At 62.6% G+C, this 24,758-nt stretch carries 22 protein-coding genes; 10 read left to right on the forward strand and 12 right to left on the reverse strand.

The window, feature by feature from the left end:
* The first annotated feature begins 84 nt into the window (after window positions 1–84).
* Both BUB04_RS05450 and yoaA read left to right on the forward strand, forming a co-directional pair.
* Complete coding sequence (locus BUB04_RS05450) at window positions 85–2,472, forward strand: penicillin-binding protein 1A (protein ID WP_218588374.1); 2,388 nt, start codon at window positions 85–87, stop codon at window positions 2,470–2,472.
* A gap of 9 nt (window positions 2,473–2,481) precedes the next feature.
* Window positions 2,482–4,440, forward strand: coding sequence for a DNA repair helicase YoaA (yoaA, locus tag BUB04_RS05455; RefSeq protein WP_073037723.1), 1,959 nt, complete (start codon window positions 2,482–2,484; stop codon window positions 4,438–4,440).
* Between the two features lie 122 nt (window positions 4,441–4,562).
* Here yoaA and BUB04_RS05460 read toward each other — a convergent pair whose 3' ends face one another.
* Both BUB04_RS05460 and BUB04_RS05465 read right to left on the reverse strand, forming a co-directional pair.
* Window positions 4,563–5,852, reverse strand: a complete 1,290-nt coding sequence (locus tag BUB04_RS05460; RefSeq protein WP_073037725.1) for a PAS domain S-box protein — start codon at window positions 5,850–5,852, stop codon at window positions 4,563–4,565.
* Window positions 5,853–6,896 carry an ABC transporter substrate-binding protein gene (locus BUB04_RS05465; protein ID WP_073037727.1) on the reverse strand — a complete coding sequence of 348 codons (1,044 nt, stop codon included), beginning with the start codon at window positions 6,894–6,896 and terminating at the stop codon, window positions 5,853–5,855.
* Window positions 6,897–7,136: 240 nt separating this feature from the next.
* Here BUB04_RS05465 and BUB04_RS05470 point away from each other — a divergent pair, with 240 nt between their 5' ends.
* The gene (locus tag BUB04_RS05470) at window positions 7,137–8,105 is read left to right on the forward strand and encodes a universal stress protein (protein ID WP_073037729.1); all 969 of its coding nucleotides are present in this window, start codon (window positions 7,137–7,139) and stop codon (window positions 8,103–8,105) included.
* 16 nt (window positions 8,106–8,121) lie between these two features.
* On the opposite strand, the gene BUB04_RS05475 is transcribed toward BUB04_RS05470, so the two are convergent.
* A complete protein-coding gene (locus BUB04_RS05475; protein ID WP_073037731.1) occupies window positions 8,122–10,035 on the reverse strand; it encodes a DUF2207 domain-containing protein in 1,914 nt (637 codons plus the stop codon).
* Window positions 10,036–10,048: 13 nt separating this feature from the next.
* A complete protein-coding gene (locus BUB04_RS05480; protein ID WP_073037878.1) occupies window positions 10,049–10,600 on the reverse strand; it encodes a LemA family protein in 552 nt (183 codons plus the stop codon).
* A 395-nt stretch (window positions 10,601–10,995) separates the two neighbouring features.
* On the opposite strand from BUB04_RS05480, the gene BUB04_RS05485 reads away from it, so the two are divergent.
* The 3 genes from BUB04_RS05485 (at window position 10,996) to BUB04_RS05495 (ending at window position 12,888) form a co-directional block, all read left to right on the forward strand.
* Entirely contained in the window at window positions 10,996–11,418 is a 423-nt protein-coding gene (locus BUB04_RS05485; protein WP_073037733.1) for a MarR family winged helix-turn-helix transcriptional regulator, read from the forward strand.
* Window positions 11,419–11,450: 32 nt separating this feature from the next.
* Window positions 11,451–12,362 carry an MBL fold metallo-hydrolase gene (locus BUB04_RS05490; RefSeq protein ID WP_073037735.1) on the forward strand — a complete coding sequence of 304 codons (912 nt, stop codon included), beginning with the start codon at window positions 11,451–11,453 and terminating at the stop codon, window positions 12,360–12,362.
* A gap of 79 nt (window positions 12,363–12,441) precedes the next feature.
* Window positions 12,442–12,888 carry a DUF4442 domain-containing protein gene (locus BUB04_RS05495; RefSeq protein ID WP_218588375.1) on the forward strand — a complete coding sequence of 149 codons (447 nt, stop codon included), beginning with the start codon at window positions 12,442–12,444 and terminating at the stop codon, window positions 12,886–12,888.
* On the opposite strand, the gene BUB04_RS05500 is transcribed toward BUB04_RS05495, so the two are convergent.
* The 7 genes from BUB04_RS05500 to BUB04_RS05535 form a co-directional block, all read right to left on the reverse strand.
* Window positions 12,864–13,688 carry a sugar phosphate isomerase/epimerase family protein gene (locus BUB04_RS05500; RefSeq protein ID WP_143156364.1) on the reverse strand — a complete coding sequence of 275 codons (825 nt, stop codon included), beginning with the start codon at window positions 13,686–13,688 and terminating at the stop codon, window positions 12,864–12,866. The genes BUB04_RS05495 and BUB04_RS05500 overlap by 25 nt on opposite strands.
* 565 nt (window positions 13,689–14,253) lie before the next feature.
* Window positions 14,254–15,690, reverse strand: coding sequence for a DNA integrity scanning protein DisA nucleotide-binding domain protein (locus BUB04_RS05510; protein WP_073037739.1), 1,437 nt, complete (start codon window positions 15,688–15,690; stop codon window positions 14,254–14,256).
* Between the two features lie 240 nt (window positions 15,691–15,930).
* Window positions 15,931–16,536 (reverse strand): sulfurtransferase-like selenium metabolism protein YedF, encoded by a 606-nt coding sequence (gene yedF / locus BUB04_RS05515; protein ID WP_073037741.1) that lies wholly within the window; start codon window positions 16,534–16,536, stop codon window positions 15,931–15,933.
* Window positions 16,537–16,669: 133 nt separating this feature from the next.
* Window positions 16,670–17,101, reverse strand: a complete 432-nt coding sequence (locus BUB04_RS05520; protein ID WP_073037743.1) for a Fur family transcriptional regulator — start codon at window positions 17,099–17,101, stop codon at window positions 16,670–16,672.
* Between the two features lie 91 nt (window positions 17,102–17,192).
* Window positions 17,193–18,002, reverse strand: coding sequence for a metal ABC transporter permease (locus tag BUB04_RS05525; protein WP_073037745.1), 810 nt, complete (start codon window positions 18,000–18,002; stop codon window positions 17,193–17,195).
* The gene (locus BUB04_RS05530; protein ID WP_073037747.1) at window positions 17,995–18,780 is read right to left on the reverse strand and encodes a metal ABC transporter ATP-binding protein; all 786 of its coding nucleotides are present in this window, start codon (window positions 18,778–18,780) and stop codon (window positions 17,995–17,997) included. Before BUB04_RS05530 ends, BUB04_RS05525 begins: the two co-directional genes overlap by 8 nt.
* Complete coding sequence (locus BUB04_RS05535; protein ID WP_143156365.1) at window positions 18,777–19,688, reverse strand: metal ABC transporter solute-binding protein, Zn/Mn family; 912 nt, start codon at window positions 19,686–19,688, stop codon at window positions 18,777–18,779. The genes BUB04_RS05530 and BUB04_RS05535 overlap by 4 nt, the downstream gene beginning before the upstream one ends.
* A 465-nt stretch (window positions 19,689–20,153) precedes the next feature.
* Between BUB04_RS05535 and BUB04_RS05540 the strand changes: the two genes are divergently transcribed.
* The 3 genes from BUB04_RS05540 to BUB04_RS05550 all read left to right on the forward strand — a co-directional run bounded on the left by BUB04_RS05540 (window position 20,154) and on the right by BUB04_RS05550 (window position 21,962).
* Window positions 20,154–20,633, forward strand: coding sequence for a MauE/DoxX family redox-associated membrane protein (locus tag BUB04_RS05540; RefSeq protein WP_073037750.1), 480 nt, complete (start codon window positions 20,154–20,156; stop codon window positions 20,631–20,633).
* Complete coding sequence (locus BUB04_RS05545) at window positions 20,630–21,139, forward strand: rhodanese-like domain-containing protein (RefSeq protein ID WP_073037752.1); 510 nt, start codon at window positions 20,630–20,632, stop codon at window positions 21,137–21,139. The genes BUB04_RS05540 and BUB04_RS05545 overlap by 4 nt, the downstream gene beginning before the upstream one ends.
* A gap of 268 nt (window positions 21,140–21,407) precedes the next feature.
* Complete coding sequence (locus BUB04_RS05550) at window positions 21,408–21,962, forward strand: C-GCAxxG-C-C family protein (RefSeq protein ID WP_073037754.1); 555 nt, start codon at window positions 21,408–21,410, stop codon at window positions 21,960–21,962.
* Between the two features lie 405 nt (window positions 21,963–22,367).
* Here BUB04_RS05550 and BUB04_RS05555 read toward each other — a convergent pair whose 3' ends face one another.
* Window positions 22,368–23,264 carry a selenium metabolism-associated LysR family transcriptional regulator gene (locus BUB04_RS05555; protein WP_073037885.1) on the reverse strand — a complete coding sequence of 299 codons (897 nt, stop codon included), beginning with the start codon at window positions 23,262–23,264 and terminating at the stop codon, window positions 22,368–22,370.
* Window positions 23,265–23,500: 236 nt separating this feature from the next.
* Here BUB04_RS05555 and BUB04_RS05560 point away from each other — a divergent pair, with 236 nt between their 5' ends.
* Window positions 23,501–24,595, forward strand: coding sequence for a putative NPN-dependent ornithine cyclodeaminase (locus BUB04_RS05560; protein WP_073037886.1), 1,095 nt, complete (start codon window positions 23,501–23,503; stop codon window positions 24,593–24,595).
* The last annotated feature ends 163 nt before the right edge of the window (window positions 24,596–24,758 follow it).

Here is a 24,758-nt window from a genome sequence, read left to right on the forward strand (position 1 = left end):
GCTCATGCGAATGGGCGGAACCGGAGCCGCTGACGAAAACTTCCTTTGACGTCTTGGGTGGAACCGCCCCACACGAGGACGCTGATGCATTACATGGAAAGGGATCCAGGTCGGGACGGAGGACCGAAGAGCCGCGGCAAATCCAGGGCGGGCTGGTGGGTCGGCGCGGCGGCCCTGGTGGTCGTGACGGTGGGGGTGGCGGCCTTCGTGGCCGTGGCTTCCTACATGCAGTTGGAACGATCGTTGCCCAGCATCCAGTCGCTCAAGGAATACCGGCCTCCCGTGGTGAGCCGGATGTATGCGGCGGACGGCACTCTCATCGGCGAATACTACAGGGAGCGGCGTTATGTACGCCCTCTCGAATCCTTCCCGCGGCACGTGATCCAGGCCTTTCTCGCCGCCGAGGATGCCCGGTTCTATGAACACGGAGGGCTGGATCTGGCGGGGATCTTCCGAGCCATGGTGAAAAACCTGAGGGCGGGGGAGATCGTCCAGGGGGGGAGCACCATCACCCAGCAGGTGGTCAAGTCCCTGCTCCTGAGTCCCGAGCGCACCTACATCCGCAAGATCAAGGAAGCGATTCTGGCCTACCGGATCGACCGGTCCATGACCAAGGACGAGATTCTTTATCTTTATCTCAACCAGATCTATCTGGGATCGGGGGCCTACGGGGTGGAGGCGGCCGCCCGAACCTATTTTGGCAAGAGCGCCGAGGACCTCACGGTGGCCCAGGCGGCTCTTTTGGCGGGACTGCCCAAGGCCCCCAGCCGCTTCAGCCCGTTCAGGAACCTGGAAAAGGCCCTGGAAAGACAGCACTACGTGCTGGAGCGCATGGTGGAGGTGGGCTTTCTGGGCCCGGATGAGGCCGCCGCGGCTCGGAAGGAACCTCTGGATTTCGCTGACCCGGAGGCCTCCCGGGTGCAGGTCCTGAACAGTTTCACCGAAGAAGTGCGGCGCCGGGTGGAAGCGGATTTTGGAAGTGACGTGCTTTACGGGGACGGGCTGTCCATCCACACCACGCTGGATCTCGAGGCCCAGCGGGCCGCGGAAGCGGCGGTGCGAAAGGGCCTGGAGGAGCTGGACAAGCGCCACGGGTACCGCGGACCCCACGGCCACGTGGAGGGCCCCGAACGGGATGCCTTCCTGCAGCAGCTGGCGGAAAAGAACCGAAACCTGGGACCGGGCGCCGTGGTGGAGGCGGTGGTGCTGGAATGTGCGGACGGGGGGATGTGCCGGCTGTTGCTGGGCGGGGAGCGGACGGCCCGCCTGCTGCCTCCGGAAAAGGAAAAGTGGGCGGCGGGATATTTCCAGTCCCGCAAGAAGGCTTTTCGGCCCGGCGACGTGATCCGGGTGCGGCTGGAAGAGGAAGGGGACGGTTCCACGTGGAACGCGCGCCTGGCCCAGGAGCCCGCCGCCGAAGGGGCCTTCCTGGCCATGGACCCCCGATCGGGCCGGGTCTACTGCTTGGTGGGCGGCAAAGACTTTTCCAAGAGTCAGTTCAATCGGGCCATCCAGGCCATCCGGCAGCCGGGATCGGCCTTCAAGCCCATCATCTACGCCGCCGCCCTGGACCGAGGATTCACGGCGGCCTCCGTGCTCATCGATTCCCCCATCATCCAGGACGACCCCAGCCTGCAGGGACCCTGGAAGCCGGCCAACTACGACCGGAGTTTCTGGGGGCCCATCCTGCTTCGCGACGCCCTCATCCACTCCCGTAACGTGGTCACCATCAAGCTCCTGCAGCAGGTGGGGATCGACTACGTGGTGGATTACGCTCACCGGCTGGGGATCCGATCGCCGCTCACCCCCACCCTCTCCCTGGCCCTGGGGGCTTCCGGGCTGAGCCTGTGGGAGCTTCTCACGGCCTATTCGGCCTTCGCCAATCAGGGGGTGCGCTCGGAACCCTACCTGGTGGAAGCGGTCTATGATCGCGACGGGCGCCTTCTCCAGCGGCACCAGCCGAGGCAGGAGGCGGTCATCGCCCCCCAGACGGCCTTTCTCGTAACCCACATCCTCCAAGGGGTGATCCAGGAAGGGACCGGCCAGGGGGTGCGCCGCCTGGGGCGCCCCGCCGCGGGCAAGACGGGCACCACCAACGACCTCAAGGACGCCTGGTTCATTGGCTACACGCCCTCCACGCTGGCCGGCGCCTGGGTGGGCCACGACGACCATCGCCTCTCCCTGGGGCGCAAGGAAACGGGAGGCCGGGCCGCCGCTCCCATCTGGCTCTACTTCATGGAATCGTGGCTCAAGGGAAAACCCGTGGAAAACTTCACCATCCCTCAGGGAATCGTCTTCGCCAAGGTTCAGCGAAAGGCCGGCCCCAAATCGGAGGAGCCGCCGGAGGCGGCCTATGTGGCCTTTGCGGAGGGAACGGAACCCGGGACCACGGAAACGGCCCAAACCCAATCGGATTCGGAAGAAGCCACTTCCGATTCCTTTTTCAAGTCGGACCTGTTCTGGAAGGATTGACGGCGTTCCATGGCCAATGCCCCCAGCGTGGAATCCTTTTTCGACCGGGACGGCCACTTGTCCCGGGTGGTGGACCGGTACGAACATCGCCCGGCCCAGCTTCGGATGGCAGAGGCCGTCTGGGAGGCCATGGCCCAATCCACGCCGCTTCTGGCCGAAGCGGGCACCGGAACCGGCAAGACCTTCGCCTATCTGGTGCCAGCGCTTCTCAGCGGAAAAAAAACGGTGGTTTCCACGGCCACCAAGGCCCTGCAGGACCAGATCCTGGAACACGACATCCCTTTCCTGAAGAAGCATTTTTTCCCCAAACTTCGCATGAAGGTCCTGAAAGGCCGAAGAAATTACCTGTGCCTTCGCCGCTACCATGAATTCAGCTACCAACCGTCTTTCTTCAACCGGGAGGAAGCCGCCTCCTTTCATCGGCTTCGCGCCTGGGCGTCCCGGACCCGGACGGGAGACCGCGCGGAAGTGGACGCCCTTCCAGAAGACGCCCCCATCTGGAGCGAGCTGACGGCTTCCGGAGACCAATGTCTGGGGATTCAGTGCTCCCACAACGAGGAATGCTTCGTCCAGAAAAACCGCCTGGAAGCCGCCCGGGCGGATCTTCTGGTGGTCAACCACCACCTCTTTTTCGCCTCTCTGTCCCTGGAAGGCGAAGGTGCCTGGGACCTCCTGTCCTCCTTCGATGTGTTCGTCTTCGATGAGGCCCACCGGCTGGAGGACGTGGCGGCTATGTATTTCGGCCTGGAATTTTCCAGCTTCCAGGTGGTGGAAACCCTTCGCGATCTCCAAAGGGCCGCTTCCGCCCCCAAGGCTCCCGCGGAACTGAGATCCCGGGTGGCGGGCACCGGGGAGCACCTTTCCCGCAAGCTGTGGGATCTTCACCAGGTGCTGGTGGAGGGGGCGGGGAAGAGGGGCGGCCGGGTGCGCCTGGATCCCCTCGCCTTGGGAAAGCCGTTTGTTGAAACCTGCGGGGACCTGCAGGAGTCTTTGCGGGAACTGGCGGCCTTTCTGGAAGCCCACAGTTCCCTTTCGCCTGCGGTGGAAATGGCCCGTGGGCGCCTGGGGGCCCTGTCGCGAAGTCTGGAGATGCTTTCGGAGCGGGAAGATCCCCGCATGACCTACTGGTACGAAGCCTCTCCGGTCCGAAAAAGCTTCACCCTTCGCGCCACCCCCCTGGAAGTGGCGCCCATCCTCTCGGAAAGGCTCTTCGGGCGCACCGGCGCCGTCATCCTCACCTCGGCCACCCTCACCACGGCCCAGAAGGGGCGGCCCGGCTTCCACTTCATCCGTGAGCGCCTGGGAGTGCCACAGGAAGGCGCGGAGAAGATCTTCCCGTCACCCTTCGACTTTTCCCGGCAGGCCCTCCTCTATCTGCCCCAGCCCTTTCCCGACCCCCAGGATCCCAGATTCTGCGATGCCGTGGCGCAGGAGGCCCGGGCCGTCCTGGAACGAACCCGAGGCCGCGCTCTCTTTCTCTTCACCAGCTACCGGAACATGCACGAAGTGCATCAAAGGCTCGCGGCCCGGGACTTTCCCTATCCCATCCTGTGCCAGGGGGAACGTCCCAAGAGGGCTCTTCTGGCGGATTTCAAGAGCGAGCTGCATTCGGTGCTGCTGGCCACCTATTCCTTTTGGGAAGGCATCGACGTGCCCGGCGAGGCCCTGAGCTGCGTGCTCATCGACAAGCTGCCCTTCGAAGTCCCCGACGATCCCGTGACGGCGGCGCGCCTGGAGGTCCTGAAGCGGGCCGGGGAAAACGCCTTCTACCGCTATCAGGTGCCGCGGGCCGTGCTGCTCCTCAAGCAGGGCATCGGGCGCCTCATCCGATCCCGTTCGGACCGCGGGCTGGTGGTCCTGTTCGACTGCCGGCTCACCACCAAGCACTACGGGCGGCTCTTCCTCGAGAGTCTCCCGCCCATGCCCGTCCTTCGCAGGCTGTCCGACCTTCCCGGCGATTTCCTCTGAACGTTGTGTGCAGAGCCAAAGGCATTGCCGTCCTGGAAGACGGCCAACATTCCTTTTCGGATGAACTCCGGGGTGGGGGCCCACTGGGAGCTGAGCGGGGAACTTCGGGGTTTCCCCTTGAGTCACGACTCGCTCTGTTCGTCAAAGTCCAGATCGATCTCGGGATATCGTTCTTTGGCGCAGTCCGGGCAGATTCCGTGACTGAACCTGGCCTTGGAATGCTTCCGGATATAGGTTTCGATTCGGTTCCAATACCCTTGGTCATCTCGAATCTTCTTGCACACCATGCAGATGGGCAGGAGTCCTCGGAGCATGCTGACTTCGCTGATGTCCTGCGCCACACAAACATAGCCCTCAATCTTCCCGTGCCGGGTTTCTATCTTGCTGCATGAGAAGAGAACGGGGATCTCTTTGCCATCCTTCGAGCGGTAACTGGTTTCGTGGGCCTTCACGGTTTCCATGGGGGGCGCATCGTGGACGTGGCGGTCGCGGGAAGCGTCGGGATGGACATGGATCTTGGTAAACGGAGCGCCCACCAGGTCGTTTTCCGAATATCCCAGCATTCGGGTGGTTTCCCTGTTGACGGAACGAATTCGAAACTCCGCGTCGGTGATGATGAGGCTGTTGAGCATGCTCTCGATGATATTGTCCAGGAAGTCCCTGGAAACCGTCGTCTGTTGCAAGTCCTCCATCATTTCCCTGAACGCCTTGGCCAGCTGTCCCAATTCGTCGGAGGACTTGATGTCCGCCAGTCTTTCCGTGGACCAGGTGCCTTTGCGGACGTTTTCAATGGATCGCATGAGGTTTTCCACCGGCTTGGTGACCCAGAGATCGAACAAGGTGAAGATGAGAAGGGCGCCCACGAGAAGGAACACGGTGGCGGTGATGGCCGAATAAGAGATGAGGGAAAGCGCCTTGTTGAGGATGAAGGCGCGGGGAAAGCCGATTCGGATGGTGGCGACGGGCTCGTCTTGGCTCCCCAAAACAGGCAGCTGGAAATCGTAATAGGCTTGTCCGTTCATGGAAAAGAGCCGTACCGTCTTTTGCCGGCTCCCCGGGGCCGCCGGGGGTACGCCATCCCCGATGCTTCCGCTGCCTTTCCGCGGGTCGCTCCGGAAAAGCACCTTGCCTTGCGGGTCCAGCACCATGGCATAGGACAAGAACTTGAAGTTTTCCACGACTTCCGTGCACATCACCTCGAACCCTTCCAGTTGCTCCAAGGGAATGCGCATCTTCAAGATTCTGTCCAGCTGCGATTTCAGGCTCTGGGCAATGACGAAGGTTTCCGATTTGCGAGCTTCGAAGTATTCCCGGACAAAGTAAATGCCGTTGACGGCCGTGCTGGATCCAATGGCCAGCAGAAAGATCCCGATTCCGATGAGGATGGTTTTTGTTCGGAGACGGACGACCATCTATTGCTCCCATTTGAATTGAGTGACGATTTCCGCGGACAAGAGGAGGCTTGCCTGGATGGTGAGGCCCAGGTTCCGCGCTCGCGCAAGGCTGATGACGGGCTCTCCCTTCAAGGACGGATGCATGGTGAGCGAACGGGGCGGCACGCCGTCCACCAGGATGCGGCGGGCTAGTTTTCCCGCCTCAAAGCCTTGATTGAATCCCGAGACCGTCACTGCGCAGAGGGTTCCGTAGGAGATCCGATCCTTCCAAAAGGAGAAATCGGGCAGGGAACTGTTTTCGGCCGTCCAGCGAAGGACTTCCGTGTAGGGCACGTTCCGGCCGGAAGAGTCCTTGAAGGTGAAGATCCCCAAGAGGGCCACGGCATCGGCTTCGTTGGGGAGCTCCTTGATCCGCTTCTTGTAGTGGTCGAAGGTCCGGATCACGTCCCAGCTGACCACCTCAATATCTTTCAGTTTCGGCAAGAGCGTCAGCATGCGCTCCGCCACCCCTTCCCATGTGGGGTCGTCATCGAAGATGACGGCGATCCTTTTGACGTTCGGAACGATTTCCCTCAACAAGTTGACCGTTTCCACAAAATGCTCCTGCTCCATGATGCCCGTCACGTTGGAGCTTCCCACATAGCCGTACTTGAAGGGATTGGCGTTGACGCCGCTGAAGACGATGGGAATTTCCCTGTTGACGTAATGGGCGGCGACACGGGCCTGTGCCAGATCGTCCGTGGCGTAGACGAGGTCGGGGCGCCAGCTCTCGATGATTTCCCGGGCTTCTCGGCTCACCTTTTCAAGATGGGCTTCGGACGTGTTTCGCTTTCCGTCCAGCTGGACCACGCGGTATTCGACGTCCAAATCCTTCAAAACGGCCTTGAAGCCGTTGAACTGATCATCGGTCCACTTCCAAGGGGAGTGGTAGCTCATGACGTGGAGGATCTTGAAGCGGCGCTGAGCCTCTGCTGAGGCCTGGCCTCCGAGACAGGACACGGCCAAGGCGAATGCACACAGCCATACGGCGAGTCTTCGAACGGACAATCGTGATCGGCCCATTGTCATCCCCCTGAAGCATCAGAAACTAAACCCGGTATGCGCTCTATCCTAAAGGCACTTTTTCATGGGTTCGAGGTGTTGTCAAATCCCAGCGTTAAGGTGGGAAAGGCGATGTCTCTCCAAACAGGAGATGGCTCTCTTGGACCGGCGGGTTATATTGGTGGCAGAGGAGAACCCCATTTCGGAGGATCTTTGTCGTCCGCCCCGTACGGGACGCCCGTCCCGAAAGGAGGGACCGCCATGGAAGAGCGCCTGGACAAGTGCGTTTTGGTGGCCGTGGACGGATCGGAGAGGTGTCTGCAAGCCGTCTCCCGGTTCGCATCGTTCCTTCGCGGCCGAAAGGATTGTTGCTTCGTTCTGCTGCACTGCGTGCAGCAGAACCTGCTCCTCTATCCCGGGGAATTGTGGGACGCGGAAACATCGCTTCGGATCGCCAAGGACACCCAGGAAAAAATCTGCCGCAGCATCACCGAACCGTGCCGGAAGGCACTCCGCGAAACCCACTTCGCAGAAGAGCAGGTGGAAACGGTCTGCTGTTTCGACAGCCTGGACCCGGGCATGGACATCCTCCGGACGGCGGAAAGGCACAAGATCCGAACCATCGCCGTGGGTCGGCGCGGCCTCACCCCGGCCGAAAACCTGCTGCTGGGTAGCGTCTCCAGCCGTGTGGCCCAGTACGCCGAACACCGCACCGTGTGGGTGATGGATCCGGAAGCGCCCTCCAGCGGCAAGGTGCTGGTGGCCGTGGAAGGAAGGCCCGAATGCCGGGCGCTCACCTACTATGTCAACGAATGGATCGCTCCCGCGTCCGGTCTTGCCTATACCATCCTGCACATCCTGCCGCCCCTTCCCCCCGCGCTTTGGGACGACGGCCACATTCTGGATGCGGAGGAGCGGGATGAACGCCGTGTGTGGCGCAAGGGATGGGAGACGGAAACCCGCCGCCACGTGGACCAGTTCATGGATGAGGCCCGCCATGCCCTGATTCTTCAAGGGATTCCGGAATCGGCCATTGAAACGCGGGTTGTCACCGCCCGGCGCGGCATCGCCCAGGATCTCCTGGCGGAGATCGAAAGGGGAGACTACGAGGCGGTCCTGATCGGCAAGCGGAGCTTCAAGGAGCGCAAGCCCTTCCTCATGGGAAGCCACGCCAACAAGCTCCTTCACAACGCCCGGAAGGTCCACCTGTGCCTGGTGGAGGCGCCCTGACCGAAGGCCGATTTCGCTACCAACCGCTGCCGCCTCCGCCGCCGCCCCCGCCTCCCGAAGAGCCTCCGCCTCCCGATCCCGACGAAGAACCGGGAGGTGAAGACGCGGAGGCCACGGCTCCCGCAAAGGAGCTTCCCAAGCTTTCGGCGAAAGACCGCGTGCCCAGGGAGGACCAGTGGGTGCCCCGATACCACGCGGGGCGGTAGCGGCGGTCCGGGGCGCCGTCCGCTTCCAGGATCCCGGCGAATCTCTCGCACCATTCCTGCTCCACGTCCAGGGCCATGGCGTAAGGGAGGTTCTTTTCGAAATGCTCCGGGGTCCGGTCGGGGGGATGAAGGATGTTGAGGCGCTCTTCTTCCGCTACGGAGAGATACCGGCGGAATCCTTCGATTTGATCCAGGAGCTTTCGGCCGAACGAGGTGGGAGCCTTTAAAAGGAAATAGAAAACCGGGTGCGTGATCGCGAGGCACACCAGAAGCAGAGCGCCTCCCCACGACACGGCGCCGGCGAACAGGGTCAAACCCACCACTTCGAAGCCGCAGAAGGCCGTCGCCATGAAGGTAGCAGTCAGCGCGGCCGCCTTGGATGGGGCCGATTTCCAGGCAGTGATGGCTCGACGGACCAAGAGGAGACAGGCGACGGTCCAGATGGAAAGCCACAGGGTCATGAACGCGGCCGTGGAACGGTCCCGGGAGCCCAGGACCATGGCCGCCAGGGTGGCCAGGGTCATCAACAGCGCAGGGGCCATATACTTGGAATTGGTGTAAAAGGCGACCTTTCGGTACCTCTGGGAAAGCTCCTTGTGGAGCGCTTCCATGGCCTGGCGAAGCCTCGGCGTGTAACGCCTGCCGAAGTGAACGGAGGCGGCCTTGCTGCGGGTGAAAAGCTCCTCCGCCACCGGCCTTTCCTCCGGCGAAAGCCCCTCTTCCCCCTGGTTCGTGCGCCGGAGCGTGTAGCCCTTGTCCTCCTCCTCGATGGTCAGATATCCCTTCACGGCCATGTTCACAAGCGTTGCGGCCAGGGCCTTTTGATCGAATCCCATGCGCCGCACATAGCGCGCGGCCGCGGGGGAAAGATCCTGGGGAGGATGGAAGAGCGGAATGATGGTTCCCGGTTTGGGATCCCTTCCGACGCGGGCCCAAACGACCAGGTAATAAGCCACAATGCAGAGCAGGCCCAGGAGTCCGACGCCCAGTCCCGGGTTGTCTTCCAATAGGTAGCCCGCTCGATCCAGTGCGCCGGGTTCCGCAACAAACCCCTTGGGCCAGGCCACCGCCACGGTCAGCCCTTCGCGGGGCTTCAGCGGACGACTGGTTTCGAAGGTCACCCAGCCGTCACCTTCGGATGAAAAGCGAAAATCCTTCCCCCTGGCTCCCGCGGGACCCGTATAGGCCGCATATTGCACGAGCGATGCGCCTTCGGGCAGGCGGATCCGGGCCGTCACCCGCTCCATGGGAAAGGTCCAGTCGGTTCCGGTCACGTTCCAGTAAAGTTCGTCGTATTCCGGGAAGAACCCCAGCTGCCGGGTGGTGCGGTACGTGATTTCGTAACGATAGACCCCCGGTTTCAGGAAAACGTCCTTGCGCCCGATGTAGATCCGGACCCCGTTGGAGGCAGGCCGCATGTGGTAGGGTTCGGGCCTCCCGTCCCGCCGGACCTCCACCACCTCGAAGCCCACCCGCACAGTGTTGCCGTAGCGGTCCTTGTACGTCGTGGGAAAATCCCTCACGATGCCGCGCTTGATGGTCCGGCCGAGGGCCTGCACCGTGAGGGTTTCCGTCACGAGAAGGCCGGCGTCGGCCTCGATGAGGATGGTGCTGTGGAAATGGAGGATCTTTTCCGTTTCAGCGGCGGATGCCGGGGCGGGGGCGACCCAAAGAAGGGCCGGCACCAGGAGCGCCCAAGCTGTTTGAAGAAACCTTCGGATCATGGGGCTCACCTCGTCAGGAAAAGCTCACCTTGGGGACCGCCCGTTCCCCTTCCTCGATTTCCAGAAACCGGGCCTTCCGGAATCCGAACAGGGAAGCGAAGAGATTGCTGGGAAACGATTCCACCAGGATGTTCAGGTCCCGGACCGTGCCGTTGTAGTAGCGTCGGGCCAGTTGGATCTCGTTTTCTATGTCGGCCAAGGCCTGCTGAAGCTCCAGAAAATTCTGGTTCGCCTTGAGATCCGGGTAGTTTTCCGCCACCGCGAAAAGGGCCCCCAGGGCGCGACCCAGGCCGCGCTCCGCCTGCTCGCGCTCTTCCACGGAAGATGCCTGCAGGGTCCGGGTCCGTTGCGCCGTCACTTCCTCCAGCACCCCCCGCTCGTGCTGCACGTAGCCGCGGACCGTCTCCACCAGGTTGGGGATGAGGTCCGTGCGCCGCTTGAGTTGCACATCGATGCCGCTCCAGGCCTCCTCCACAAGGTTCCGGGCGCGCACCAGCCGGTTGTACAAGACCACGGAAAACAGAAGCACCAAGACAAGAACCGCTCCGATCACCAGGGTCGTCATGGCGGATCCTCCCGCAATTTCAAAGGTGAGCCGATCGTTCCAACACCACGGGTTTGTCTGAGAATGGCCCTTCGGCTGAAGATGCCCGGGGCTTGCGTTTCCCTCGTAGCCGCGGGGCTTCAGTTCCGCGGAAAGGGGCATCGTAACTCTATGAAGTAACAGGAAATGCGCGATGGCCTATCCGACGCCGGGGTTCCTCCGCAGCCCTAACGGGCTGCGCTACGAGAAAAGAGGTCGTCCGCGGCGTTCTCAGACAGCCTCCTGGTTTGCCAGCACACCGAACATAGGAAAAAACTTCTTGGAGTGCAAAGGCGAAACGGGCTTCTGAGACTTGACAGGAAAGGGTGCGGGGGCTATTTGCTCGTATGCAAGTAAAGTGACTGCGAGGGAATGGCATGCTCAAAAAACCGGAAGACTGCATCTTTTTCCAGCTGGCCAAGGCCGCCCAGGCGGGTGTGAGATACTGGACGTCCCGGATCGCCCACCTGAACGTGACCGCCGTGCAGGGCCTCGTGCTGGCCTTTCTGGCCGATGAGGACCGGGTCACCTCCGCCCGGTTGGGCCAGCGGGTTCAACTGGACAGCGCCACCCTGACCGGCATCCTGGACCGGTTGGAGCGGCTGGGCTTTGTGGAGCGGCGAAAGAACCCCCATGACCGCCGGTCCATCCTCATCTGCCTCACGGACGAGGGAAAACGCGTGGCCCGGGAGATCCTCCGGATCAGCCGCGAAGCCAACGCATCGTTCCTGAAGGAGATTTCTCAAGAGGAGGAGGCGCTCTTTCGAAGCCTTCTGGTGCGTTTGGCCCAGGGCGGCTGACGGGATTGGAGCCTTGTAAAGGACGAGTGATCATGAAGCGGACCAAGATCACCGAGACGGTGGAATACGTAGAGCCGCGCTCCATGAAGCTCTTTCGGGCCTGCGCCGGGGCTCTGGTTCACGGCTCTCGGCGCATCGCCATGGACGCCAACCCGGGCCCCGGGGACGTGGAAGCCCTGCTGGAGGAGTTTCGGCCCCACGTGGCCTTTCTGAGCCATTACCACATCGACCACACCATCTGGGCCCGGGCGGCGGTCCAAGCGGGCGCCCGGGTGGTCATTGCGGAATCGGAAGTGCCCCTTGTGCGGTCGCTGGCCCATTTCGTGGAAAGAACGGCGGGACCTGCGGGGCTCACGGAATCGTGGGAGCGGTTTGTGACGGAGACGGCCGGCTATGGGCAAGTGCCCGCCGTGGCGCCCCTCCGGGCCGGCGACGGCGTCTTGGACTGTGGCGTTCCCATGGAGCTGGTGCCCACGCCCGGACATTCGCCCGGCCACACGGCCGTCTTCTTTCCCCGGGACAGGATTCTCTTCACCGGGGACATGGGACTGGACCGATTCGGCCCCTGGTATGGGTGGGTGGACTGTGATCTCGCGAAGATGGTCGAATCCTACTTGCGCCTGAAGGCCCTGGATGCCCGGGTGCTTCTCACGAGCCACGGAGGGGTGATAACGGGAGATATACCGGCGGTCTGGGACAGGGCGCTGGGGGCGATCTTTCGCCGGGAAGCCAAGGTGGAATCGTGGCTGGATCAGGGCTGGGACCGGGAGCACATGATCCGAGAAGGGCTCTTTTTCCCCAACAAGGACGCGGTGGCCGAACCCATGCGATCCTTTCTCCGCATGTGGGACGGAACCATGGTGGACCATCATGCGAAGGCCCTGGCGCAGGGGGGACTGAGGAGTCTTTTCCCGGATGTCTGCAAAGGTCTTGGGATTCGCTGAGATCGAATGGAGGGGCGCCGACGTCATGGGCGGTGTCGTGTCGCTCCAAAGGGGGAGATCTTTCAAGGAGGGGATGGTCATGAATCACCGTCAATTTCGATGGCTGCTCAACGTGTATCCGCCGTATCTGGGTGCGGGAGTCCGCGTCCGGCACCTATCGGAAGATTACCGGGACATTGTGGTGGAGATGCCGCTCACCTTCCTGAACCGAAACTACGTGGGGACCCATTTCGGCGGAAGCCTCTATTCCATGGTGGATCCCTTCTACATGCTCATGCTCATCAAAAACCTGGGACCCGACTACATCGTCTGGGACAAGGCGGCTTCCATCGATTTCGTCAAGCCCGGCCGCGGGACCGTCCGGGCGCGCTTTCATCTGGACGAGGAAACCCTTAGGGATATCCGCCGAAAGGTGGCGGAACGGGGCAAGGTCCTGCCCACATTCACGGTGGATGTGGTGGACGAATCGGGGGACGTGGTGGCGAGGATCGAAAAGGTGCTCTACATCCGCAAGAAGACCCCTTGAGACTTGGGGGCTTCTTGACGTCTCTCGTCCAGATAGCGGCGGACGACCCCGTGGGCCTTTCTCACGGAGAGTGCGTCGCGCAGTTCCAACACCCACCAGTCACAGAAAGGAAGTGCCGCCAGGAGGTCCAGGCGGGGAGAGAGATCCGCGGGGTCTTCCGGAGGGATATGGTGATCCTCCACTTCCAGGTGGTAGACGTGGGCATTGAGAATCCGATCCGGCTGGGGCGAGACCAGGTCTTCCAGTTCGAATTGTTGGCTGGTGATGGACGGGCTCACGGCCGCATGACCGATGTCCAGGGTGGCCCAGAGTCCCGTCTTTCGAAGCATCTTCTCATAGAGGTCCGGGCGGCTCGTCCATCCCCAGGCCAGGTTTTCCAGGCAGAGGCGCAGCCCCAGGTTCCGGGCCGTTTCGTTCAGACGGTTCAGGTTTTCCAGGGTTCGGTGCCAGGAAAGATCCTGGGTGGTGGACCGCCCGAGACCCACATGAATGGTGAGGACGCGGCCTCCCAGCCCGGCCGTCACCCGGCAGAGCCTTTCCAGAACGCTCAGGGCGGCTTGCGCCCGGTTCGGATCGCGGTCCCCCGGATCCACATGGGGGAGTGCCGCATGATAGCGGATCTCCAAGGGTTCCAAACGGGCCAGGGTGCGGGCCAGCCGCGTCTGTTCCAGCGGGGTGCGGGGAAGCGTGTGGGGGCGGAAGCTCCAGTCAATGCCCTCCGCCCCCAGTTCCATGGCCAGATGGCGCAAGACTTCCACATCATCCACAAAATTGGGTAGGGCCAGCTTGGGTGTGATCAAAAGCCCGTCCTTTCCGTAATCCGTAATCCGTAATCCGTAATCCGTAATCCGTGATCCGTAATCCGTGATCCGTAATCCGTGATCCGTAATCCGTGATCCGTGGTCCGTGATCCGTGGTCCGTGATCCGTGGAGGCTGTCCGACAATGGCTCACCGACCTACGAGGCCGAGGAATTTGGGTCCTCCTCGTAGCCGCGGGGCTTCAGCCCCGCGGGAAAGGGCTGACGTAACTACATGAAACGACACAACATACGCGAGGGTCATCCAACGCGCGGAGCTTCTTCCGCACCCCTAAAGGGCTGCGCTACGGGAAAAGCGGTCATCCGGAACGTTTTCGGACAGCCTCTGTGATCCGCCAGGGGAGGTCCTCCACTCTGGTCCGGCGATCCGCGGGCCACCCCCACCCTTTTCAACGCCGAGGATTGGCCGGATTTGAGTGCGCCTATTGCGCTCCATCCTCCGGGAGGGTTGTCGCCTCCCTTTTCACAGGGGGCAGTGCCCAAGGCACTCCTGTAATCATTTCCTTTCCGTGCGTCCAATAGGAAAAGGCGATGGAAGGGAGGCTGTCATCCCCAGGAAATCCAATCGCTCAAGGTGGGCGGGGGCGTGGTGAAGCTGAAGCTGGGCTTCCAGCGGCAGACGGCGGTGAGTTCCACGCCGCCCTGGATGACCGAAACCGGCCGGTCGGACGAAACGACCACCACCAATAGCTGATCGTGTTCCGCCGTAAAACGCAGGGCGGAGTTGAAGCGGGCGCCCCGGGCCCGGTCCTCTCCGGGAACCGCCCGGCCGTCCAGGAGGCAGGCGAAGCGATGCAGGCGGCCGTCGCGGCCGATGTGGAGAGCCCCGTCCACCTTGGCCAGGGATTTGGCCAGGTCCAGGTAGGCCGGGTCCTGTAGATCCAAGGGCCGGTCCAGTTCCTGACCGGAAATGGCGATGGGGGTTTCGTTCAAGTCCAGAACCAGCGTACAGCCGTGTTTTTTTTCCTCGGCCCCGTGCACGATGGCGGCGGTGATCCGGAACAGGGTGTGCGCCACCGACGAATCCACCGAGGAGCTGAGCAGGGCCTCTTCCAGCTGAACCAGTTTGGCCCGGCGGTTGGTGGAATGGAATCGGCCGTCGGAAAAGCTGCAGACAGGACTCCCGTTCAGATGCAGAAAGCCGTAGCTTCCGCGGAAATCAGCCGTGACCCGGCAGTCCGGCAGGGCGCCGCGGGCGATGCCCACCAGGGAGCGGCCGTCGGAAACCAGCTGGCGATCGGAATATTCCACGGCCTGGAGAAGTTTTCGAATGTGTTTGGTGTTCTTGATGTCCGGCTGTTCCAGCCTGGGGAATCGCGCCATGAAGGGAATCTCTTCCAGGAACCGCTCCTCCACGAAGACCAATTCCCCCCGCGGCCAGGCTCCTTCTTCCGGTGTCTTGGATATCTCCAGGACGGCGTCCAGGATGGGATAGACCTGGAGACGGTTGTCCCAGCCGATCATCATGTTGAGGCCGTCCATGACGGCGTCCCGCACGGCGTGGGTGGCGTATTCGCGAAGCACGTACCTGGACGATCCCGTGTAGAACGCGCTGGAGGTGGCGAAGTCGTGGCTGAGCAGCCACACGGCGTGTTCCAGCCACCTTTCCGTGGGGGCCACGGAACACATGTCCGGGTGGTGTTCCGTAAACCACATCTGGTAGAAGATGGATCGGGATCGACCGCCGTAGGAGATGAGCCCCGCCATTTCCAGGTTCTTTTCCGGGTAAATCTGGCCGAAGCGCTTCATGCCGTGGGTGTCCGGAGCATTGGAGCGCCACTCGTCGGAATCCAGATAAAGCGCCTTGAGCATGGGCTCATGGCCCCGGAGCAGGTTCTCCGGATCGCAGATCCTCATGGGGTCCCCGGGGGATTCGGCATAGAGCAGAGCGGCCCGGCTGGGGCCCGAGAATTGCGAAAGGCCTTCCCGCAAGCCGTCCAGGACGTTGAAGATGAAGAGGTTCTTGGCGGATGTGGTGGGCATGGGGGGCTCCCGGCGTGTGCTGGCATGTAGGCACGAGTCGCCCCTTCCTTAGGGTCTTGTGACGAATTTGTCAAACAGGAAGGCCGGATCGCCGATCGGGCGATTCTCCCCCGGCGCGGCCTCCGCGGGCGGGCCGTGGCTGCGAATCATGATTCGTCCCGACGAAAAGGGGTGGACCCCTTGAGTACGGGCGGGGTTTATCCCCGCCCGCACATCGCGATCACTCCCTAGATGTGGCTGTCAGGTGAGGCTGATGACCCGGTGGGCCAGCTGCATGGAGGTGACGATATCCAGCATGTTGGTGGTCTCCCCCACCTTCTTTCTTTCCAGCAGGCCGAAGTGGGAAAGACAGGTGCCGCAAACCAGGATATGGACACCGGACTTTTCCAGGTCCTGGAGCACCCCCAGCACCGGGGAATCGTCCACGGTGAGCGTCACGCCGGCGTTGAGAAAGACCAGGCGCCACAAGGCAGGGCCCATTTCCTTGAGGGTTCCCAGGAAGTTTTCCATGAGCTTCTCGCCCAGCATGTCGTCCCCGGTTCCCATCCGCCGGGTTCCCACCAGCACCAGGATCCGGGCGCTTTCGGCATCCTCGGGTTCGGGAACGAAGACCTCACAGGCCTGGGAGCCGTCCCGGGTCCCTTCCACCATGATGGTTTCGCCCTCCGTCTGCACCGCCACCCGGTAGCCACTTCTGGAAAGAAACCGGCGCACGTTTTCCTTGGCCGCCTCGTTGTCCACCAGAACCGTAATGGGATCCGCGTCCCCCTGATCCACCGCTTCCTTGGTTTTCAACACAGGCGCCGGACAGGCCAGCCCCCGACAGTCGATGTGCTTGTGCGCCATGGTCGAACGCCTCCTCGGTCTGAGCAAAGGATTGGATCACTCGGCAAGATAGGAATCGGAGGGGGCACAAACAAATAGGAAGTTTCGATGAAAGGGGGGCTCAAGAATCGGGACGGCCTATGACCGTCAATCGCTAGGTTGCCAGGCACTGCTCGCAGATGCCGTCCACCCGGATCTCCACCTTTTCGGCGACGCCGGGGAGCGCACCGGAGGCATCCTGCCATGGGACGGGAAGGCTTTCCGGGGGAAGACAGGCCATGAGGCCGCATTGGCGGCAGAAAAAATGCGCATGCCGCGGGTGGTGTTCGTTGGGGGCCGGTCCGTAGCGGAAACTGCGGTCCCCTGCGCTTATCTTTTCCACCAGTCCGCTTTCCACCAGGGAATCCAGGACCCTGTAGACCGTCACGCGGTTGATGGGCCGGTCCGTCTGGACGGCCTCATACACGTCCTGGGCCGTCAAGGGCGCCGGAGCGGCTCCCACCACCCGAAGCACCGCCAAACGGTGTAGGGTCGGTCGAAGCCCTACCGCACGCAGAAGCCCCGAATAGTCGCAGCGCTCACACATGATCCTTCCCTTTTCCCAGCTTTCTTGTCTCCCGGCCCATGGGCCCCATCAGGGCCGCCCCTGGACCCGACGCACGTCACATCTCAAGGCTTCAGGCCCGGCGCCTCAGGGCCGCCCCTCCCACGAAGGCGAAATAGGCCAGGGAGGCCACGCAGATGATGGCGGCTCCCGACGTCACGTTGAACTGGATGGAGATCCACAGGCCCGCCAGGGCGAAGACGCAGTTGAGAAGCCCGGCCGTCACCATCATGGACGCCAGGGACCGACATCGTTTTTCGGCCATGTAGGGGGCGATGGTGAGCAGGGCGATGACCAGGATGAGCCCCACCACCCGAATGAGCACCACCACGGATAGCGCCACGGCTCCGATGAGCAGAAGCTGGAGGGCGGTCACCGGAATGCCTCGCACCCGGGCGAATTCGTCGTCGTAGGAAACCGCCGCCAGGTCCCGGTAAAAGAGAGCCACGAAGAGGAGGACGGCGGCGATGAGGGCGGCCATGGCCGCCAGGGATTCCCTGGAAATGGTGAGGATGCTGCCGAAGAGATAGCTCATGAGGTCCACGTTGTAGCCCGGCGTCAGGTCGGTCAGCAGAACCCCCACGGCCATGCCGAAGGCCCAAAGGACTCCGATGGCCGTGTCGGCGCGGTGGCGTTCCTTCAGGTAGAGCCATCCCATGATGAGCGCGCCGGTGAGGGTGAAGCCCAGCACGCCCCAAAGAGGCGAAAAGCCCAAGAAAAGGGCGAGCCCCACGCCTCCATAGGCCGAGTGGGCGATGCCGCCCGCCAGGTAGGCGATCCGGTTGGCCACCACGTAGGTGCCCATGATTCCGCACAGGATGCCGGCCAGAATGCCGCCCGCCAGGGCGTTCTGAACGAAGGGAAGCTGCAGCCATTCACTCACAGCAGGGCCCTCCGTGGCACGGAAGCACGCGGTGGGGCAGGTGTCCGTGGCCCAGCAATTCCACGGGGCACCGGTAGCCCAGCCGGAGCATGTCCGGAGTGACCTCCGGGGCGTGGTGGTGGATGAGGGAGCGATTGACGCAGATCACCGATTTCACGTAGCTGGAGAGCACCATGAGGTCGTGGGTGACCACCAGGATGGTGATCTGCTCGTTCAAATCCTTCAGGTGGCTGTAGAGATCCGTCTGGCCCATGGCGTCCACACTGGCCGTGGGTTCGTCCAGAAAGAGGGCCCTCGGGTTGGAAGCCAGGGCCCGGGCGATGAAGACCCGCTGTCGCTGCCCGCCTGAGAGTTCTTCCATCCTCTTGTGGCGCTCCGGCCACATCTCCATCCGGTCCAGGGCTTCTTCCGCGGCCCGATGGTCGTCCCGGGAGTAGCGGTGAAAAAGCCGGCCGGGGCGAAGGCGGCCCATGAGGACCACGTCCAGGGCCGAGATGGGGAAGTGCTTGTTGGCATGAATATCCTGGGGCACGTAACCCACCAGGTGCGCGGTGCGCTCCGGCGACTCTCCGAACAGGAGCACCTTCCCGCTCCGGGGCCGCAGCAGCCCTAGGAGGATTTTCAAAAGGGTCGTCTTGCCGCCTCCGTTGGGACCGATGACGGCCGCAAAATCCCGCTCCTCCAACCGCAGGTCCACACCTTCCAGGACCCGGTGGCCGTTGTAGGAAAAAGAGACCCCACGGAGGCTGGCCGCTTCCTTTGTCGGTTGGGAGTTCATCGAAGGGCCTCCCGGATACGGCGGCTTGCGGCACGCAGGTTTTCCGCCCAGTCTTCGGCCAATGGATCCAAGGTTACGAGCTCGGCGCCCACGGCCTGGGCCACCACGCCGGCCGAGCGCGACGAAAACTGGGGTTGCACGAAAAGCGCCTTCACGCCCAGGGATCGCGCCTCGTCCATGAGCTTCTTCAGCTCCGGAGCCCGGGCTTCCTTGCCTTCCAGCTCGATGGCCAACTGCTTCAGGCCGTAGGCGTCGGCAAAGTAGCCCCAGGACGGATGAAACACCACAAAGCGGTTGGCCTGCCCCACGTCCCGGAACCGACGCTGGAGTTCCAGATCCAGATCCACCAGATCCAGGGCGAACCGTTTGTAGTTGGCTTCATAGAAGCCCGCATGCTCCGGATCCAGGTCCGCCAGGGCCTTGAAGACGGCGCGTGCCTGTAGCCCCGCCAGATGGGGCGCCAGCCACACGTGCGGGTCCGGAAAGCCGCCGTGGTCCTCGGGATGGGAGTGGACCGTCTGCCCTTCCTCCTCGTGCACGTGGCGTGGCAGGCTTCTTTTGTGGATCTCCCGGTCGGTCGCCACGATGCGGAGCTCGGGGAAGGCGGAGCGGATCCGGGGAAGCCAGGCCCTCTCGAAGGGAACTCCCACGGTGAAGTAGACCGCGGCCTGGGACAGGGCCTTCATCTGGGCCGGGGTGGGTTCGTAGACGGCCGGGTTGGCCCCCGGCGGAACCAACACGGACACTTGCACGCGGTCGGAAGCGATGCGCTGGACGAAGTATTTCTGGGGGAGGATGCTCACCACCACGCCCATGCGCTCGCCGGCGGATCCTCCCAGGGAGATGGAAAAGAGCGCCGCCACCACCACGAGGGGGCAGGCAATCAAAAGCACGGTTCGAAGCCTCACGCATTTTCCTCCTGCATCGGGCGATTTTTCTCATGCTGAAGTTCTGCCAAATATGCAACTCAATTGCATGTTTGGACAAGGGTGTCAAGCGCATAGGCGGTTGCGATGCAACATGCCGGGATCCATCACAATTACCTATTTGAGCTGCCCGCCCGCGCTGAATAACCTGAAACGCCAAGAACAGGGGATGCGGCCGGGCGCGGCCGGCCCCCGACTGGCTAGGAGGTTGTCTGAGAACGCCGCGGACGACCTTTTTCCTCGTAGCGCAGCCCTTTAGGGCTGCGGAGGAACCCCCGGCCGTCGGATAGGCCATCGCGTATTTTCTTTCGCTTCATGGGGTTACGACGGTCCTTTCCCGCGGGGCTGAAGCCACGCGGCGACGAGGAGGACCAAAATTCCTCGGCCTTGTAAGTCGGAAAGGCATTGTCAGACAGCTAGAAGGGTTTGTTCGGTATGTGGAGGGGGATGGCTTCCAAAGTGCTCAACCGGAATCCGGGGCGCTGGATCTTTGCCGCCGTGCGCGTGGGCCTGGGGATCACCTTCCTGTGGGCGGGCGGGGTGAAGCTTCTGGATCCTTCGGGCTTCGCCGACACCATTTCCCACTATGAGCTGGTTCCCGACTGGGCCCCGGGGCCGGTGTCCGTGGGGCTTCCCTTGCTGGAAGTGGCGGCGGGGGCGGGAGCCCTTTGGAACGCGGCATGGAGTCTTTGGATCATGGCGGGTCTTCTCGTCCTCTTTATCGGCGTCCTGTGGTTCGGGATTCTTCAGGGGCTCGCCATCGACTGCGGGTGTTTTTCGGCCGATGAATTGGCGTCCCAGGAATCCCTCCGGCAGGCGTTTTACCGGGACTGGCTGATGCTCGCCATGCTCGCGGCGCTTCTCCTGTGGAAGCGATGGAACGGAAAGAATCGTTGGGTGGAGGAAACGCGAAAGGAGTCGGTATGAAACGAACGGTTCTTGTGTTGGTGGGTTTTGTGGCGTTGGGTTGGCTTGCTGCTCCGGTACGGGATGCGCGCGCATGGGGCAAAAAGGAGTTGGAAACGGAGAAGGTCGCCGTTACCTTCCACCGGGAGGTGGAACGGGGCGGCTATCAAGTGGTGACCACGGAGGAGCTCAAGCAATGGATGGACCAGGGGCGAGAGATGCTCATCGTGGACACCATGCCCTATGAGGCCAGCTACAAAAAGCAGCATATTCCCGGTGCGGTCCAGATGGAATTTCCCATCCCGGAGATGGAAAGTCTGGATCCGGCCCAAAGGGACGCTCTCACCGAGCTGTTGGGGCCGGAAAAGAACCGGCTGATCGTCTTCTACTGCGGCTTCACCAAGTGCACGAGAAGCCACAATGGGGCCATGTGGGCGGTCAAGCTGGGCTACACCAACGTGTACCGGTGCCCGGGCGGGATCAAGGGCTGGATGGAAGCGGGTTACCCCGCGGAGAAGGTGCGGTAGAAGGCCGGCGACCGGAACCGTCGGTTTCGGGTGCCAAGGATGATTCACCGCTCCTGAGGGTTTCCTATAGGCTTCCCAGCCCTTACTTTGAACGATGCGTATGGGGATGCATCCCAAGGAGCCTGTCCGACAACGCTGGGGGTGACCGGTTTTTCTCGTAGCGCAGCCCTTTAGGGCTGCGGAAGAGGGGCGGGCCTTGCCGTGCCCTTTCGGGAATCTGAAGTGACGCGGTTGAGCCTTCGGCTCCGACCATGGGAAGGACGTAGGGATGAAGACGCGTAGCGCCGGCACGGTCTCCGATCTTCCGGAGCTTTTCCGCAAAAAATCGGAAAATCTCTACCGGCACCACCGGTGGTACTGTTCGGAAGCGGTCCTATTGACCTTTAACCGGGCCTTCGGCTGCGAACTTCCCGATGAAGTGGTGGTCGGCCTGGCCTCGGGCCTGCCGGAAGGGCTGGGGGGGAGCGGCTGTGTGTGTGGGGCCGTGAGCGGCGCGGCGGTGGCTCTAGGGCTGGTGGTGGGCGCCGCTAAGGGACTTAGGAGCCGCAAGGACGTTCGGGCGGCCGTGGCCGAGCTTCACGAACGGTTCAAGGAACAGTTCGGAGCCACCTGCTGCCGCACGCTAACCCGAAAGGTTCGCCACGATCCGAAGCTCCACTTCGACCACTGCGCGGGGGTGACCGGTGCTGCGGCCGAGTTGGCGGTCCGGATTCTCCTGGAACAATGGCCGGAATTGGCTCGCCGTGCGAACAAAGGCTACCTGCGAAAGACCGAAGGCGCCCTTTCCGGCCGACTCAAAAAAGCCGCCCTGCTCCTTCCTTGAGGGACAAAATTCCGGGAATGCCCTCTGCACCTTCCCGCAAAGGATTTCCACGGGAAACAACCTCCTGGTCCGGCGACTCTTTTGCCGGATTCTTTTATCATGACGGGATTAGCGGGCGTGGATCAACCCCGCCCCTACCCAGCAGGCTCCTCTCATTTCGTAGGGGCGGGCTTTACGCCCGCCCGCGCCAATCCCTCGACGAGAAAAGACGTCCAGTCTATAGGAAACGCGGCCTCGGCCGTCCGTGATGGGGTTTATATGAAAGAGCAGTGCTTTCGGTCCATTGCAGGAACGACCTTGGCCCGGTGCGTTGCGGGCAGGGCACGAAACCGAACCAATGTCTGTAGGAACGGTGCAAGCCTCGAGGAGGGTATCCTGTTTCGATAGGGATGGTGGCGACCCCGGTTAACCGTGGTTGTGGGCCTTCAGGTGGGCTTCAAAAGAGGCGCACAGGGGCGAGGGCTCTCGGCCCCGGCGTTTGACCAGAAAAAACGGGCGCTCCATGACCAGGCCGCGGAGGGGGACGATGGCCAGAAGCCCGTGGGCGGCATCCTCGGCCACCGCCTGCCGGGACAGGATGGACACCCCGATGCCCGCCTTGATGCTCTGACGGACCGCCTCCGTGGTTCCCATCTCCGCCACAACCTTGAGACGCCGGGGTTCCAGCCCGTGCTGTTCCAGGTAGTGGTAGGCCACCATGCGGGTGCCCGATCCCCGGTGACGGGCGATGAACGGCTCTTCCGCCAATTCTTCCACGGCCACCTCCCGGCGCCCGTTCCAACGGTGCCCTTTGGGAACCGCCAAAACCAGCTCGTCGGAAAAGATCTGCTGGAAGTCCAAGCGCCGGTCCTTCCATTGGGATCCCACCAGCCCCAATTCGTGGCGGCCGTCCAGAACCCCCTCCGCCACTTCCGCGGTGCTGGCGATGTGCACCCGGATCTGCACCTCCCTGTGTTTCTCCTTGAAGGTGCCGATGAGGCGCGGCAGGATGTAGGTGCCTGGGATGGTGCTGGCCCCCACGGTGAGCTCCCCCGCCAGGTGGCCCCGGTAGGCCGCCAGCGCCTGGAGCGCCTCGTCTTTCAGTGCCAGGATCTTACGGGCGTATTCGTAAAGGATGGTGCCCGCCTGGGTGGGAAGGACCTCCCGGCCCAAGCGGTCCACCAGCCGTTCGCCCACCAGCTCTTCCAGGGTGCGGATGTGTTCGCTGATGGTGGGCTGGGACAGGAGAACCGATTCCGCCGCCTTGGTGAAACTTCCCAGTTCCACCACTTTGCAAAAGACTTCCAAGCGCCGAAGATCCATGATGGCCGTTCGCCTCAATCGGAATGATCGATAAATGAAATCGGTCCTGTATATACGCGAGTTCCCTGGCCCGTCAACCACTTCCAACGTCTCCGGGCCTTGAGATCGCTTGGGCTTTCAATGCGACGCCTTACCCTGTTATGGTGTCCCAAAGGTCAATCCAAAAGGCAGATCGGGATCTTTCAACTCTTTTCCAAAGCAAAGGCTGCAAACCAGGGAGGTGCGCCGTGTTTCGAATGCCCGAATACCATCCGCCGGACTTTTCCGATCCGCTTTTCGCCGAGGCTCCCCTGGTCGCCTTCCGGGAAGTGGCGAAGGCCGGAGTGGCACCCGAGGGCTACCATGCCACGTCGGTCTTTCCGGAATACTTCCACGTGGAACCGGGCCGCTGGGAGCTGCTTCGGGAGTCCCGCATGGACTGCGTGGTGGTGCAGCGACCGGACGGGTGCCTGGACGTGGTGGAGTTCCGGCGGCTTCAGCCGGGGGATAGGGTGGCCGTGGGCCGCGGGGAGAACGCCGAGGAGGGCATCTATGTGCATGCGGATGCCTTTCAGGACATGTCCGCAACCGGGGACAAGTTCGCCTTCCGCACGCGCCTGACCCGTGAGACGTCCTTTTCCATCGACTACGATGAATTCTACGACCTGCTTTCCTACGAGCGGGATCACGGCACCATCGTCTGGGTTTTGGGACCCGCCGTGGTCTTTGACCAGGACGCTCGAAGCGCCTTTGCCTCCCTCATCCGCCACGGGTACGTGCACGCCCTGCTGGCCGGAAATGCCCTGGCCACCCACGATCTGGAAGGGGCCCTTTTCGGGACCGCCCTGGGCCAGGAAATCTATTCCAAGCGATCCGTGCCCTTGGGCCACTACCACCATCTGGACGCCATCAACCGGCTGCGGGAGGTGGGTTCCATCGAGGAGGCGATCCGGCGGGGGATGGTGAAAGACGGCGTGATGCACGCGGCGGTGAGCCAGGGAATCCCCGTGGTGTTGGCGGGCTCCATCCGGGACGACGGTCCGCTTCCCGGCGTCATCGCGGACGCCTATGAAGCCCAGGACCGCATGCGGGACCAGGTGCGCCGGGCCACCACCATCGTGGCCCTGGCCACCCAGCTCCATGCCATCGCCACGGGCAACATGGCTCCGTCCTATCGCGTGCTGGAAGACGGCACCGTGCGGCCCGTCTTTTTTTACACGGTGGACATGTCGGAGTTTGCCGTGCAGAAGCTAGCCAACCGGGGGTCCCTCACCGCCCGGTCCATTCTCACCAACGTGCAGGATTTCGTGGTCACCGTGGAACGCGGCCTCCGCCGCCGGGAAGAAGGTTAGGAGCCTGTCCGAGAACGCCGCAAACCGTCACTCCCGCGCAAGCGGGAGTCCATAAGATGCCGGAAATTCTGGATCCCCGCTTCCGCGGGGATGACGGATGGACGTTGCAAGGGGCAAATAAGCCATTGTCGGACAGGCTCCCGGGGGGTGAGGTTTTCGAGTG

Source organism: Desulfacinum infernum DSM 9756 (genome assembly GCF_900129305.1).
GTDB classification, from domain to species: domain Bacteria; phylum Desulfobacterota; class Syntrophobacteria; order Syntrophobacterales; family DSM-9756; genus Desulfacinum; species Desulfacinum infernum.

Excerpts from the sequence above, each read along its gene's own strand:
- BUB04_RS05450 (WP_218588374.1), top strand. The coding sequence starts at position 85 with ATGCATTACATGGAAAGGGATCCAGGTCGGGACGGAGGACCGAAGAGC.
- yoaA (WP_073037723.1), top strand. The coding sequence starts at position 2,482 with ATGGCCAATGCCCCCAGCGTGGAATCCTTTTTCGACCGGGACGGCCAC.
- BUB04_RS05460 (WP_073037725.1), bottom strand. The coding sequence starts at position 5,852 with ATGGTCGTCCGTCTCCGAACAAAAACCATCCTCATCGGAATCGGGATC.
- BUB04_RS05465 (WP_073037727.1), bottom strand. The coding sequence starts at position 6,896 with ATGGGCCGATCACGATTGTCCGTTCGAAGACTCGCCGTATGGCTGTGT.
- BUB04_RS05470 (WP_073037729.1), top strand. The coding sequence starts at position 7,137 with ATGGAAGAGCGCCTGGACAAGTGCGTTTTGGTGGCCGTGGACGGATCG.
- BUB04_RS05475 (WP_073037731.1), bottom strand. The coding sequence starts at position 10,035 with ATGATCCGAAGGTTTCTTCAAACAGCTTGGGCGCTCCTGGTGCCGGCC.
- BUB04_RS05480 (WP_073037878.1), bottom strand. The coding sequence starts at position 10,600 with ATGACGACCCTGGTGATCGGAGCGGTTCTTGTCTTGGTGCTTCTGTTT.
- BUB04_RS05485 (WP_073037733.1), top strand. The coding sequence starts at position 10,996 with ATGCTCAAAAAACCGGAAGACTGCATCTTTTTCCAGCTGGCCAAGGCC.
- BUB04_RS05490 (WP_073037735.1), top strand. The coding sequence starts at position 11,451 with ATGAAGCGGACCAAGATCACCGAGACGGTGGAATACGTAGAGCCGCGC.
- BUB04_RS05495 (WP_218588375.1), top strand. The coding sequence starts at position 12,442 with ATGAATCACCGTCAATTTCGATGGCTGCTCAACGTGTATCCGCCGTAT.
- BUB04_RS05510 (WP_073037739.1), bottom strand. The coding sequence starts at position 15,690 with ATGCCCACCACATCCGCCAAGAACCTCTTCATCTTCAACGTCCTGGAC.
- yedF (WP_073037741.1), bottom strand. The coding sequence starts at position 16,536 with ATGGCGCACAAGCACATCGACTGTCGGGGGCTGGCCTGTCCGGCGCCT.
- BUB04_RS05520 (WP_073037743.1), bottom strand. The coding sequence starts at position 17,101 with ATGTGTGAGCGCTGCGACTATTCGGGGCTTCTGCGTGCGGTAGGGCTT.
- BUB04_RS05530 (WP_073037747.1), bottom strand. The coding sequence starts at position 18,780 with ATGAACTCCCAACCGACAAAGGAAGCGGCCAGCCTCCGTGGGGTCTCT.
- BUB04_RS05540 (WP_073037750.1), top strand. The coding sequence starts at position 20,154 with ATGGCTTCCAAAGTGCTCAACCGGAATCCGGGGCGCTGGATCTTTGCC.
- BUB04_RS05545 (WP_073037752.1), top strand. The coding sequence starts at position 20,630 with ATGAAACGAACGGTTCTTGTGTTGGTGGGTTTTGTGGCGTTGGGTTGG.
- BUB04_RS05550 (WP_073037754.1), top strand. The coding sequence starts at position 21,408 with ATGAAGACGCGTAGCGCCGGCACGGTCTCCGATCTTCCGGAGCTTTTC.
- BUB04_RS05555 (WP_073037885.1), bottom strand. The coding sequence starts at position 23,264 with ATGGATCTTCGGCGCTTGGAAGTCTTTTGCAAAGTGGTGGAACTGGGA.
- BUB04_RS05560 (WP_073037886.1), top strand. The coding sequence starts at position 23,501 with ATGCCCGAATACCATCCGCCGGACTTTTCCGATCCGCTTTTCGCCGAG.